This is a genomic window from Rhizobium sp. WYCCWR 11128 (assembly GCF_013416305.1).
GTDB classification, from domain to species: Bacteria; Pseudomonadota; Alphaproteobacteria; order Rhizobiales; family Rhizobiaceae; genus Rhizobium; species Rhizobium indicum.
Genome location: NZ_JACCEZ010000001.1, coordinates 1,544,388 through 1,557,499, shown reverse-complemented (window position 1 = coordinate 1,557,499; position 13,112 = coordinate 1,544,388). Strand labels below are relative to the sequence as shown.

Sequence of the window (13,112 nt, the reverse complement as noted above, 5' to 3'; positions counted from 1 at the left end):
TGAAGGACGGCGTGCTGCAGCAGTTCGGCACGCCGGCCGAGATCTATAACAGCCCTTCCAACATCTTCGTCGCCGACTTCATGGGATCGCCGGCGATGAACCTGCTCAACGCCACCGTCGAGAACGGTGCCGGCGGGCTCGAAGTCTCGCTGGAGCGGCCGAATGCCGCGCCGCTGAGATTGCCCGTCATCTCAGGCAATGACGGCCTGACCACCTATACCGGCAGGCAAGTGATCTTCGGCATCCGGCCGGAGGCGCTGACCGACCCCGATGGCGCCGACCGCAAGGCGCGCTCGCTGACCGAGGGCGATTGCCTGATCGAGGTGGTCGAACCGGCCGGCTCCGATACCTTCGCCGTCACCAAGCTCGGCGGCAAATCCGTCGTCGCCCGCCTGCGCGCCGATACCGGCATCGCACCAGGACAAAATACCCGCCTCGCCTTCAATCTCGACAAGGCCGTGTTCTTCGATCCGGAAACACAAGCGCGGATTGCGTGATGGCCAGGTGCTAACATGAGCAGTTCACCTGACATCGTCATCATCGGTTCAGGCGTCGGCGGCGCCACGGTCGCGGCCGGCCTGGCCATGACCGGCGCGCAGATATTGATCCTCGAAGCCGGCGACCATATCGCCGACCTTCCGGTCAACCGCGACCAACGCGCGATCTTCCAGCGGGGACATTTTCGACCGAAGGAAACCTGGTACGAGGCGAACGGCAAGGGGTTCAATCCCGGCAATTACTACAATGTCGGCGGGAATTCGAAATTCTATGGCGCCGTGTTGTCGCGTTATCGCAAAGAGGATTTCGCAGTCATCGAACACCGCGAGGGTGTGTCGCCGGCCTGGCCGTTTCCGTACGAGGTCCTGGAGCCGTGGTACTGCCAAGCGGAACGCATGTACCAGGTCCGCGGCAGTCTGGGCGAAGATCCGACGGAGCCGCACCACTCGGCGGCCTACGAGTATCCGCTCGTCCCGGACGAGGCGCCGATTGCCGATATCAGGGCGCGCCTCAAGCAGAAGGGCCTGCATCCGTTTTCCCTGCCGCTCGGCCTGGATCTTGACGCCTGGCTCTCCAAAGCACCCACGCCCTGGGATGCGCATCCAAACGCACGCGACGGCAAGATGGATGCCGAGACCGCAGCACTCTCAGTAGCACTGAGACACGAGAACGTCCGGCTCGAAACCAATGCGCGTGTGACGAGGCTCGACACGGGAGCGCGGAGCCGGATCGACCGGGTGGCCTACATCAAGAACGGGCAGACGGTGACTGTTTCGCCTGAGATCGTGATCCTCTCCGCCGGGGCGGTCCAATCATCAGTGCTTTTGCTGCGTTCGAAAAACGACCGCTTCCCAAAGGGTCTGGCGAACTCTTCCGACCAGGTGGGCCGCAACTTCATGAATCACAATGCGTCCGCCGTCATCGGGGTCTCGCCGCGGTTCAAGAACACCTCCATCTACCAGAAGACGTTTGCCTTCAACGACTTTTATCTCTCCGACGGGGAGGGCGGACCGCCCCTCGGCAACGTGCAGCTCCTCGGCCGCATCTCCGAAAAGATTCTCAAGGGTTCTCTGCCGCAGGCTCCGGAATGGCTTCTGCGCTTCATCACCGGCCATGCCATCGACTTCTATGCGATGAGCGAGGACGTTCCCAATCCCGAAAGCCGCGTCATGGTGGATGGAGATCGGATTATTCTCCAATGGCAGCGAACCAACTGGGACGCCCATCTCGCACTTGTCGCCAAGCTGAAGGTCATCCTGAAATCGATCGGATTTCCGATCGTGCTGTCGAGACCCTTCGACAAGCGCACGCCTTCCCATCAGTGCGGAACGATCCGCATCGGAAACGATCCCGCGACGGCGCCGCTGAACGCCTATTGCCGGGCTTATGATCACGAAAATCTCTTCGTCGTCGACGCCAGTTTCCTCCCCACCTCGGCCGCGGTGAACCCTGCGCTCACCGTCGCCGCCCAAGCGCTGAGAGTGGCAGATCACATTGCGTCGCGGGACTTGCAGGCATGACACAGGCACTGGCGGTCGCCAGGCCGAATGCAACAGGACAGTAAAATGGGATTCGATTACATCATCACTGGCGCCGGTCCAGCAGGATGCGTGCTGGCAAATCGGCTGAGCGAAGATCCTGATGTCAGCGTCCTCCTGCTAGAAGCGGGCGGAGGCGACTGGAATCCGCTCTTTCACATGCCAGCGGGCTTCGCCAAGATGACCAAAGGTGTCGCCAGTTGGGGATGGGAAACCGTTCCCCAAAAGCACATGAAAGGCCGCGTGCTTCGTTATACGCAGGCGAAAGTCATCGGTGGCGGCTCGTCGATCAACGCCCAGCTCTACACGCGCGGAAACGCTGTGGATTATGACCTCTGGGCCCGTGAAGACGGCTGCGAAGGCTGGGACTATCGTTCGATCCTTCCCTATTTCAAACGCGCGGAAGACAATCAGCGCTTCGCCGACGACTATCACTCCTATGGCGGTCCGCTCGGCGTCTCGATGCCGGCGGCCGCGCTGCCGATCTGCGACGCCTATATCCGTGCAGGGCAGGAGCTCGGCATTCCCTATAATCACGACTTCAATGGACGCCAGCAGGCGGGAGTGGGATTTTATCAACTCACGCAGCGCAACCGCCGCCGGTCGTCGGCTTCGCTCGCCTATCTCTCGCCGATCAAGGACCGGAAGAACCTGACGGTCAGGACGGGCACGCGCGTCGCGCGTATTATTGTGGAGGGAGCCCGTGCGACAGGCGTCGAGATCGTGACTTCGCACGGCTCGGAGATCGTGCGTGCCGACCGCGAAGTATTGGTTTCCTCCGGCGCGATCGGATCGCCGAAGCTGCTTTTGCAGTCCGGCATAGGACCGGCCGACCATCTGCGCTCGGTGGGCGTCAAGGTGCTTCACGATCTACCGGGTGTCGGCGGCAACCTCCAGGATCACCTGGATCTTTTCGTCATTGCCGAATGCACCGGCGATCACACCTATGATGGCGTCGCAAAACTCCACCGGACCGTTTGGGCCGGGATACAATATGTACTGTTCCGCACCGGACCGGTCGCCTCGTCGCTCTTCGAGACCGGCGGCTTCTGGTATGCCGATCCCGAGGCCCGCTCTCCTGATATCCAGTTCCACCTTGGCCTGGGTTCGGGCATCGAAGCGGGTGTCGAACGGCTGAAGAATGCCGGCGTGACCCTTAACTCCGCCTATCTGCATCCGCGCTCGCGCGGGACGGTGCGTCTGTCATCCTCAGACCCGGCTGCCGCTCCATTGATCGACCCCAACTACTGGTCCGATCCTAACGACAGGACGATGTCCCTGGAGGGGCTCAAGCTCGCACGCGAGATCATGCAGCAGGCGGCGCTGAAGCCCTATGTCATGGCCGAAAGGCTTCCTGGACCGAAGGTCACGACCGACGAGCAGCTTTTCGATTATGGCTGCGCCAACGCAAAGACCGACCATCATCCGGTCGGCACCTGCAAGATGGGGAGAGGACCCGACGCGGTTGTCGGGCTCGATCTCAGGGTCCACGGCCTGGAAGGCCTCAGGGTCTGCGATTCCTCGGTCATGCCGCGTGTGCCGTCCTGCAATACCAACGCGCCGACGATCATGGTCGGGGAAAAGGGATCGGACCTCATTCGCGGCTTGCCGGCACTTGCCCCCACCATCTTCGCCTACGAACGCAACGATGCGAGGCCGAGGGCCCGCGCCGAAATCCGGTAAGCCATGTGAGAGGAGAGACGACAATGTCTGAAGTCAGAGTTGCAGTGCTTGGCGCCTCGGGCTGGATGGGAAAGGTCCACACGATGGCCTATCAGACCTTTCCGCATTTCTTCGGAGTGTCGGACGGAACGGCACGGATCGTCGCTCTCGTCGAAGGTCCCTCGAAAGCAGCCGGGGATATTTCCCACAGGGCGCCGGGTGCAAGAATTCTTCAGGATTGGAATCTGGCGGTCGCTGATCCTGATGTCGATCTGATCGATATCTGCCTGCCTGACCATCTTCATTATGAGGTGGCCAAGGCGGCCCTGCTGGCTGGCAAACATGTCTATTGCGAGAAGCCGTTGGCAAACACCGCCGCCGAAGCGCGGGAATTGGCCGACATCGCCCGGGCGAAGGGTGTCATTACGCGCGTTGGACACGCCTTTCCTCGCAATCCCGTCCATGATCTGGCGAAAGATATCATTCAATCCGGCGAAATCGGCGAGATCAAGCTGTTCCGCGGCTGCCAGCACGTCGACATGTATGGCGATCCCTACGCGCCCTTCATGTGGCGCGCCGATGGAAAGCTCGCGCCGACCGGGATCGTCGGTGATACCGGTTCGCATATCTTCAGCTTCATGGATTTCCTGGTTGGCCGCGTCAGCTCCCTGATCGCCGACAATCTTATCGTAACGCCGCGCCGGCCTGTCGTCGAAGGCCTTGCCTATGGCGAAGAGGTGAAACTGACAGGCAATGAGACCTGGGCTGATATCACCAATCCCGATGCGACGAACCTGCTGTGCCGGTTCGAGAACGGCGCCGGCGGGATCGTCGATTTCAGCCGTGTCGCGACCGGCCGCAAGTTCATGCAGACCTACGAAATCTACGGAACGAAAGGCAGCATCGCCTACACCTATGACGAAATAAACCGGCTGCGCTTCTACTCCAACGACGACCGGACGGGTCGGCGCGGCTTCCGCGAGATTGACGTGGGGCCTGAAAACCCAACCTTCCGGGCTTTCCTCCCTCTGCCGAATTTCGGCTTGGGCTACAATGAAAGCAAGATTATCGAGGTGGCCGAAGTGATCCGCTCGATCGTTGCCAACAGACCGATGTGGCCGACATTCGAGACCGGCCACCACATCTGCCAGATCGTCGACGCATGCATGGAGTCCTCCCGGCAGAGGCGTTGGGTCGACATCCCGCTGGCTGAACGCCAATGACCATAGACGTTCCGCAGGAAATTCTTGACGCACTGACCGATGTGGAGATGCCGCGGCTGCCGTCCGAGGCCGCCCCTTCGGAAACGGTCCGGCTCGCTGGCATCGAGGTGCCGGTCTACCGGGCTGGTTGCGTCGTCGTCGGATCGGGTGCTGCAGGTCTGCGGGCGGCGGTGGAATTGAATCGGCGCGGCGATGACGTCGTCATCGTCAGCCAAAGCGCGTGGGGCGGAACCTCGGCCTGTTCGGGATCCGACAAGCAGACCCTGCACACTGCAAACACCGCGGATCAGGGCGACAATTACAAGGCGATGGCCCGCGCCATCCGCAGCGGCGGCGCGATGGACGAGGATACGGCCTACGTCGAGGCCGTGGGCTCGTCCCGGATGATGGCATCGCTCCAGTTTTTAGGCCTGCCGCTGCCTCAGGATCCGCTCGGTGGAACGCTGAGATATCAGACCGACCATGACGAGGTCGGCCGCGCTACCAGCTGCGGCCCGCGCACCTCGCGCCTGATGGTCAAGGTGTTGGCCGAGGAGGCGATCCGGCTTGGAGTGCCGTTCTATAACCAGACCACGGCGGTAAAGATCCTTACCGAGGGCGGTGGCGCTGACCGTCATGTCGTTGGCATGCTCGTCATGCGCGCCAGCGACCGCACGGAGGAGAACCCGCTGGGCATCGCGCTGTTCGTCAGTGGCGTGATCGCGCTCGCCGCCGGCGGGCCGGGCGAACTCTATCGCGACAGCGTTTATCCCAACGGCTGCTTCGGTTCTCTCGGACTGGCGCTCGAGGCAGGCGTCGAACTCGTCAATCTGACCGAAAGCCAGTTTGGGATCGGCACACGCAGGGAAGGGTTCCCGTGGAATCTGTCGGGCACCTACGTCCAGGCCATCCCGCATATCTACTCGCTCGATACCGAAGGCGCCGAGCACCACTTCCTGGCAGAATACTACCGCAGCACGCAGGAGCTGGCGTCGAACGTCTTCCGCAAGGGCTATCAATGGCCATTTCACGCGACGCGCATGCTCGATTTCGGCTCGAGCCTGGTCGACCTTGCCATCTCCCGGGAAACCGCCGCAGGGCGGCGTGTCTTTATGGACTTCAATCGCAATCCCCTATCCGTGCCGGGCGACCTGCCGTTCAGCCTGGAAAGACTGGACGAAGACGTCCGCGAATATCTCGGCAAGGCAGGTGCCGACCAGGACATGCCGATCGATCGTTTGAAGCATATGAACCCGCTCGCGATCGAGCTCTACCGCCGCTACAAGATCGATATTGCCGAAGAGCCGCTGGAATTTGCGGTCAACAACCAGCACATGAACGGCGGCATCATGGTCGACACCTGGGGCCGCAGCAGTCTCGGCGGCTGTTACGCGGTTGGAGAAGCGGCGGGCACACACGGCGTGACGAGGCCGGGTGGAGCGGCGCTCAATGCCGGGCAAGTCTTCGGTACGCGCGCGGCAGAGCACATCAGCGCGAGCCGCAGGGCGAAGCGGTCGGCAGCAGAGTACATAGCCGATATCGCAGAGGCGGGCATCGTCGGCCTAGTTGCCGGACTTCGGACCGAGAGCCCGCTCACCGTCAAATCGATCCGTTCGCAAGTACAGGCGCGAATGAGCGAAAAGGCTGGCATCATCTGTGATCAAGAAAGCGTTGGCCGAGCCTTGATCGAAGCTCGCAAGCTGAATGCTGACATTGGTACTAGCGGCGTCTCCTACAGTCGCGCAGCGGAGGCGGTTCGCGGCGTGCAATGGCGGCATATGGCGCTCGCCTCGGAAGCCGTGCTCAGCGCGCTTGATTTCTTCATTCGCAATGGAGGGGGCAGCCGTGGCGCGCGCGCAATATGCGATGCGGAGGGCGAATCCCTTCCGCTGGCGCGCTCAGGGCCTTTGCAGGATTATCGTTTCTGGAAGGAACGGGAAGCGCACCGCAAGGAGCAGATCGTCGTTCGGCTTGATGGTGATGAGATCAGGCTTTCAACCCGTCCGAACCGCACGCTGGATGAAAGCGCCAGGTCCTTCTTCGAGCGAGACTGGCCAGCGTGGCTGACGGGCGGAATCTACGATCTGGACGCGGACAAATGAGGTGATGCCAGGGACCTGAATCATTTAGAGACGGGTCCATAGGGTGATCAATCGGGATTCGCAACGGGGGGCGGGACCCGGACGCGCTCGGTATCGTCAGAGCCTTCGGCGATGGCTTCCTCGCTTCTGCGCACTCGCCTTGGCGGATCCTTTCCTTCGATCGGCTTCGGCGACAACTGATCGTCGGCCTGGATCTCGTCGGTGTTCAGGTAGTTTTTGCTTTCGTCCATAGCGGTCACTCAAATTGGAGCATTGCGAGGCAGGAATGCGATCTCGACATTGATGCTCTATAACCTAACTCCCGGCGACATCACGGGTTCCCTTTGTTCGTCACTGAGCGGGCTGATGCTCCTAGGTCGGCTCCCGCTTCGGAAATGTCGAGCTCGATCATGACGGGCGCGTGGTCGCTCGTATGCTCCCAGTTGCGCGGCTTTCTCCTGACGGTTGCCGATCGAAGCAACGGGGCGACTGCCGGACTGAGCAGGAAGTGGTCGATCCGAAGCCCTGCATCACGTTCGAAGCTGTTCCGCCAGTATTTCCAGAAGGTGTAGATGCGCTCTCCAGGATGAAGATGTCTGACGGCATCGGTCCAGCCCTGAGCGACGAGATCAGCATAGGCCTTGCGCACTTCCGGCCTGAAGAGGGCGTCGTCCAGCCAGCGTTCCGGCTTGTAGACGTCGATCTCCGTCGGCATGACGTTGAAGTCACCGGCCAGGATCGAAGGCACCTCGAGCTCGAGGAGCTCGGCGGCGTACGCCTGCAGACGGCGGAACCAGCGCAGCTTGTAATCGAACTTTGCTCCTGGAAACGGATTGCCGTTGGGAAGATACAGGCATCCGATCAGGATGCCGTCGACGGCAGCTTCGATATACCGGCTGTGGGTATCGTCAGGATCGCCGGGAAGACCGCGCCGCGTCAGGATCGGGGTCTTGCCCTTCGCCAGGATGGCCACGCCGTTCCAGGATCTCTGTCCGTGCCAGATGGCGCCGTAGCCGGCTCGTTCGATTTCCTTTCGCGGAAACCCGGCATCGTCTGCCTTCAGTTCCTGGAGGCAGACTACATCAGGGACATCCTCCTTGAGCCAGCGCAGCAGGATGTCCAGCCGCCCATTGATCCCGTTGACATTGTAGGTTGCGATTTTCACGATGCCCTCGGAAGTCGAAGCACGGACGGGCTCTAGAAGCGCTCCTGAGTTTCGTCCTCAGGAAATCCCCGCCCGCATTCGTCCTAATGGAGGCGGCTCTCGACACCGTAATGGTCCGCCGGTCGAATCGCCTCGGGTGATCGAGCGAGGCGACTGTCACTTGGCTCCTCAACGCGTCGCGCCGAAGACGAAGGCGATGCCGGCGACGATCGCTGCGGCTGTCAGTGGCTGCCGGCGTATGCGATCCTCGAGATCGCGTACGAAGCTGCGCGCTTCCGCTTTTGCGAGGCGGGCTGTTCCGGACGCCAGTTCCGAAGCGGTTTCGGTCATCCGACCGGCTTCTTTCTGAAGCGCGCGCATTTTCTCGCGATTGGCATCCAGCCCTTCGGAGGAACGGTCGGGTTCGCCCGTCGAGCGCAGGGCTTGATCCACCAGCGGAAACTCCTCGTCGAGCTTGGTGGGATCGGGTTCTCGCTTCACGCGCTCAGCCGCCTCGACGTCGCTGCGGCCGGCGGAAATTGAAGTGTGAGTGGCTGACACCGGATCGGACGCCGGAAAGGTATTCTCGATACCCTTGTCGAGTTGGCCGTCTCGGGTTTGCTTCCGCTGCTCTGCCTGCTCTTTTCGCATGGATTGGACTGCGGGGGATTCGTTCGGGTTTGCCATTGGGGTTTTCCTCTGTTGCACGTTGACAGACAAAGCGACGACGAGGGCAGAAGTTCCATAGAATGCTTGCGCCCTTTTCAAAGCACAGGGAGCAACGGGAGTAAGCGGCGCTTATGATCACGCCGTTGGACTCTTTCCGATGTCGACCGCGGCAATCGGTCGGCCCGGACCAAAGTCTTGCTGGCGCCTACTACCTAGGTCGGTTGCATTTTGTCTTGGGAACAGCGAGAAATCTTATGCGTCATATATGATGGGAAACGGCGAAGAACGGACGAATGAGGCCATTGCATGAGTATCCGGAAACGCGATTTTCTGAGATTGGGCGGTAGCGCGGCCGTCGCTCTCGTCGCTGCCGCATCACCAGTCACACTAAAACTCGGCGGTTCCCTTCCTGTTCTGGCAGCGGACTTTGCGCAGGCAAAGGACGGCAACAACGGGAATGGCAACGGTAATGGCAACGGCGGCGGTAATGGCAATGGGGGAGGGAATGGCAACGGTGGCGGCAACGGCAACGGCAATAGCGGTTCCGGAAACGGCAATGGTGGAAATTCCGCCGGTGGTGGAGGATCATCTTCCTCTAGCACAGGATCGTCAGCAAGATCGGGCGCGAGAGCGACAGCGGCGTCCGATGGCTCCATCGACGTCCGCCATTCAAACGGCATCACTGAAACTCTGCAACGCGGTCGCTACGTTATGAAGGACTCGAAGGGCCGGACGATTATAAGTCGGCAGGCGACGGCCAGTGATGCCCGGCGGTTGAGCCGCTTCCTTCGCTAACCTCTTTCAGCGCCGTTCGCGCCATTGTAGAGCCGCTTCAGTCCTGTTCGAGGCACCAAGCTTGCTCAGAATCTGGGTCATATGGTGCTTCACAGTCTTTTCCTGCAGGTTGAGACGCAAGCCGATATGCTTGTTTGACAGGCCCTGAGCGACAAGATCCATCACCTCGCGTTCGCGTGGCGTTAGGCTGCTTTTGTCGGAGGTTCCGCCATTCAGGGAATTTTCCATGACTTTCGCCGACATCGTCGGCGAGATATATCGCGAGCCACGCAGGACGGTTTGAATTGCTTCGGCGAGGCCACGCGAACCAACACCTTTCAGAACATAACCCATCGCGCCCCGTTGCAGAGCTCCCAGCAAAGTGTCCACCTCCTCGGATACCGTCAACATCAGCACTTTCGTTGTGGGGCTCCGCGCCAGGACGTCACTGATCGCAGACAGCCCGCCGCCGGGCATCGAGACATCGAGGAGCATGATGTCGGGATGGTTGTCCGAGGCGATCATCGCCGCGTCATCGCTGCTGGCCCCCTCGCCAACGACGATAAAGCCGCTGATTTCGGAGAGGCTGCGCGTTACACCCTCGCGAAAGAGCGGATGATCGTCCACGACGCCGATGGTGATTGCTGTCATCCCTACTCTCCCACTTCCATTGGCTCGAAGATCATGGTCACGGTCGTTCCTCCTTCGCCCGTCTTAATGTCGAAGGACCCTCCCAGGCTGTCGACGCGCTCGCGCAACCCCACGAGGCCGAGGCTCGTTGGCCTCACCTCGGTCGGATCGAAGCCGTCGCCGTGATCGCTGACCTCGACACAAACATGGCCGTCGCGCGAGACAGCCTTTATGGCCTGCTGAACGCCGCCGCCGTGGCGGTAAGCGTTATTCAACGCCTCCTGGATGAAGCGATAGATACAGATCTTCACGGCGGGGGGAAGTTCCGGTCCATCTTCGTCGACAATCGTTTCGACATGGCTTTCTGTCTTGTGTTGATGCGCTTCGACGACCCGCGTGACGATCTCGGTGATCGAGGATTTTTCGATCTGCGGAAGCACCAGTCCGCTGCAGATATTGCGGATCTCGGTCATCGCTTCGGCAAGGCTCGAGCGTATCCAGGCAAGCTCCTTTTCGCGTGCTTCGGGCTGGGTGGACGCATTGATCAACACGTCGCTGTCCAGGCGCAATGAGGCATAGGCGATGTGCTGGGCCGGACCGTCGTGCAGATCGGCACCGATGCTGCGCAAATATGTTTCGTTCAGCGCTGCCGCACGCTGGGAGGCGCGCTGCAGGCGCCGCTGGAGTCCGCGGTTTTCCGCCAGCAGCGCAGACAGTTCGGTGACCCGTTCTTTGAGATCCTTGCGCTGCGCCTCTATCGTGCGGCTACCTCGGAACACCAGAACGGAGAGAACAAGGAAAAAGGTCGCCGTCAGAGCGGCGACGGCGCCCCAGCTCCGGAGCCTGGCATGCGCCAGACTATCGCCCAATCCTTCTGCTGTCTCGTAGAACTCAAGGACGGCGACCGCCTGTCCGGACCATGGCTGGAGCACCGGGTTATAGATCTCCATCAGCGGCTTGCCGAGCGCGCGCTCCTTGTCGCTTTCCGGATCGCTGGCGATTTCGTAGCGCGCGACGAGAGATCCTGCGAATGCCCTCTGCAGCTTGTCGCTGACCGCAAACGTCTTGCCCACTAGCTCCTTCTCGTTCGAATAGAGGATGGTGCCGTCGCTTCGCCACAGCTTGAACGAAACAAGGCGTTTGCCGAGTGCACCCTGACCGAGCGTCTCGTCCAGAGCCTGGGCACTCGCGTCGTCCAGCAGTGACTCGGTTTGCATATTGGGAAGTAGCGGCGCGATCACGCTGTCCACGTAAAGCGCCGTCGCCGCCCCCGAATTGTGGATGACGGTTTCCTCTATGAGGTGGCTTACAAAAAAGCCCACCACGAACATGGCGGCAATCGAGATGAGCCCACCCGCGATGAAGAACTGGGAGGCGAGTGAGCGGGCATTCCAGCGGCGAAGCCAATTCATTTTGATACCGGTAAGAGACTGCCCGATTAACCTAACGCGTCTTTAGAGTTTTCCAAACAGCATCAGGGCACATTCCTGGTATCGAACACCTCGGCGCCTGTCACGCTCTGGGTCAACCCGGCGGTATCGCCGGACATGGCTGCGCCGAAGATGTAGAGAAGAGCGGCCAGAACGATAACAAGTGCGAAGACGGACGCGTTACAGGCGTCATTCACTCGGGATCTATGGTTCTGGTTCATGTTCGGATCTCCTTCAATATCGTTCGAAACGGCGCGAGTCCGACGCGCGTTCCACCCCAGGGACTTCGGTCCGACAGGGTTGGGACCAAGGTCTGACCCCGCCACGGGGTTCGTCCGGGCGGCGGCATGAGCGCGTTCGTCGTCGTCGGTCGCGCTTCGTAACTCTGCCTAGTGTAGGCCAGCGGACCAATCGCGCGACCTTCAGATGCAGTGTCCAAAAGCTCTGTCCGCCAAGGTGTGACGGCTCGCGGACTCAGCTCGTGCGCTGCGCGTAGGAAGGTTCTTGCATCGCGCGGATGACGTGCTGCTCGATCTTGAAGCAGGTCTCGTCGTATTCCCGTACCAGGTTCGAATTGGATGGCCGTCCTCGAAGTGTGTCGCGCGCTTCGACTGCCATCTGGTAGGCCTCGAAGAGCTCGAGCTGCAACGGGTCGCACGCTGCCATGATCAGCGTCCGCATATGCGGCAAACGCATCGCCAGGCGCCGGCGTCCAGCTTCGCGGCGATTGGATCGTGCCATCTCCTTCAGTCTCCTGCCTCCTGCATAATTCCTCAAATCGGTATCGATTTAAGGATAAATTATGCAGCAATTCAAAGTGTTACAGCGTCCTTTACGCGTCTGAAAAGACGCGTGGCGCTATAAGCCCGTGTGTGGGGTCTTTCGATCCTGAAGTAGTGCCGGCGACGGGCATTGACATGGGTTTGGGACCAAAGGCCGGGGTCTATCAGACTGAGGTCCGGGCCGTGGAACGACCGCGCCCCCAGCTAGTTGGTGTCGCAGCGGTCACGAAGGCCGCCTCGAAACAGAAGGAGGAGAAAATGATCTCCAAGCTTATCGTCGGTGCGGCAACTGCCGCAACCCTGATGTCTGGCGTCGCATTCGCCCAGTCCTCGACCGTCAATGGTGCGGCCGGTGGCGCGGTCACCGGAGCGATCGTCGGTGGCCCCGTTGGCGCTGCTGTCGGCGGCGTTGCCGGCGCGATCGTTGGTACGGCGATCGATCCACCGCCGCAAAAGGTCATCACCTATGTTCGCGAGGCTCCGGCGCCGTCGGCCCGCGTGGTCGTGAAGGAGAAGGTTGTCGTCGGCCAGCCACTGCCGGAGACGGTTGTCGTGACGCCTATACCGGATGACCCGACCTATGCTTATGCGGTGGTCAATGATGAACGTGTCATCGTCGAACCGTCGTCCCGCAAGGTGATCCAGGTTATCAAGTGATCTGATCCTACACGCGGCCTCCGCCGCGTCCTCCATCCGGAAATC

At 60.9% G+C, this 13,112-nt stretch carries 13 protein-coding genes and 1 pseudogene; 7 read left to right on the top strand and 7 right to left on the bottom strand.

Features of this window, described 5'->3' with window-relative positions:
* The 5 genes and pseudogenes from HX898_RS07615 to HX898_RS07595 all read left to right on the top strand — a co-directional run.
* A pseudogene (locus tag HX898_RS07615) lies at positions 1-497 on the top strand (TOBE domain-containing protein); the annotation flags it as partial.
* Positions 498-512: 15 nt separating this feature from the next.
* Positions 513-2,018, top strand: a complete 1,506-nt coding sequence (locus HX898_RS07610; protein ID WP_180194339.1) for a GMC family oxidoreductase — start codon at positions 513-515, stop codon at positions 2,016-2,018.
* A 45-nt stretch (positions 2,019-2,063) separates the two neighbouring features.
* A complete protein-coding gene (locus HX898_RS07605) occupies positions 2,064-3,719 on the top strand; it encodes a GMC family oxidoreductase N-terminal domain-containing protein (protein ID WP_180194338.1) in 1,656 nt (551 codons plus the stop codon).
* Between the two features lie 23 nt (positions 3,720-3,742).
* Positions 3,743-4,921 (top strand): Gfo/Idh/MocA family oxidoreductase, encoded by a 1,179-nt coding sequence (locus HX898_RS07600; protein ID WP_180194337.1) that lies wholly within the window; start codon positions 3,743-3,745, stop codon positions 4,919-4,921.
* On the top strand, positions 4,918-7,002 hold the full coding sequence (locus HX898_RS07595) for an FAD-binding protein (RefSeq protein ID WP_180194336.1): 2,085 nt from the start codon (positions 4,918-4,920) through the stop codon (positions 7,000-7,002). The genes HX898_RS07600 and HX898_RS07595 overlap by 4 nt, the downstream gene beginning before the upstream one ends.
* A gap of 47 nt (positions 7,003-7,049) precedes the next feature.
* Here HX898_RS07595 and HX898_RS07590 read toward each other — a convergent pair whose 3' ends face one another.
* From HX898_RS07590 to HX898_RS07580, 3 genes are all read right to left on the bottom strand, one after another.
* Entirely contained in the window at positions 7,050-7,232 is a 183-nt protein-coding gene (locus HX898_RS07590) for a hypothetical protein (protein WP_138329994.1), read from the bottom strand.
* 80 nt (positions 7,233-7,312) lie between these two features.
* Entirely contained in the window at positions 7,313-8,146 is an 834-nt protein-coding gene (gene xth, locus HX898_RS07585; RefSeq protein WP_138329992.1) for an exodeoxyribonuclease III, read from the bottom strand.
* A gap of 168 nt (positions 8,147-8,314) precedes the next feature.
* Positions 8,315-8,812 (bottom strand): hypothetical protein, encoded by a 498-nt coding sequence (locus HX898_RS07580; protein ID WP_180194335.1) that lies wholly within the window; start codon positions 8,810-8,812, stop codon positions 8,315-8,317.
* A gap of 288 nt (positions 8,813-9,100) precedes the next feature.
* On the opposite strand from HX898_RS07580, the gene HX898_RS07575 reads away from it, so the two are divergent.
* On the top strand, positions 9,101-9,589 hold the full coding sequence (locus tag HX898_RS07575; protein WP_138329988.1) for a hypothetical protein: 489 nt from the start codon (positions 9,101-9,103) through the stop codon (positions 9,587-9,589).
* Positions 9,590-9,595: 6 nt separating this feature from the next.
* Here HX898_RS07575 and HX898_RS07570 read toward each other — a convergent pair whose 3' ends face one another.
* The 4 genes from HX898_RS07570 to HX898_RS07555 all read right to left on the bottom strand — a co-directional run bounded on the left by HX898_RS07570 (position 9,596) and on the right by HX898_RS07555 (position 12,369).
* On the bottom strand, positions 9,596-10,219 hold the full coding sequence (locus HX898_RS07570) for a response regulator transcription factor (RefSeq protein WP_138329986.1): 624 nt from the start codon (positions 10,217-10,219) through the stop codon (positions 9,596-9,598).
* 2 nt (positions 10,220-10,221) lie between these two features.
* Positions 10,222-11,610, bottom strand: coding sequence for a sensor histidine kinase (locus tag HX898_RS07565; RefSeq protein WP_180194334.1), 1,389 nt, complete (start codon positions 11,608-11,610; stop codon positions 10,222-10,224).
* A 62-nt stretch (positions 11,611-11,672) separates the two neighbouring features.
* Complete coding sequence (locus tag HX898_RS07560) at positions 11,673-11,849, bottom strand: hypothetical protein (protein WP_171599033.1); 177 nt, start codon at positions 11,847-11,849, stop codon at positions 11,673-11,675.
* 253 nt (positions 11,850-12,102) lie between these two features.
* Complete coding sequence (locus tag HX898_RS07555; protein ID WP_129420623.1) at positions 12,103-12,369, bottom strand: hypothetical protein; 267 nt, start codon at positions 12,367-12,369, stop codon at positions 12,103-12,105.
* 299 nt (positions 12,370-12,668) lie between these two features.
* Between HX898_RS07555 and HX898_RS07550 the strand changes: the two genes are divergently transcribed.
* Positions 12,669-13,067: a DUF1236 domain-containing protein gene (locus HX898_RS07550; protein WP_138329982.1), complete on the top strand. Its 399-nt coding sequence runs from the start codon at positions 12,669-12,671 to the stop codon at positions 13,065-13,067.
* Positions 13,068-13,112: the final 45 nt, after the last annotated feature.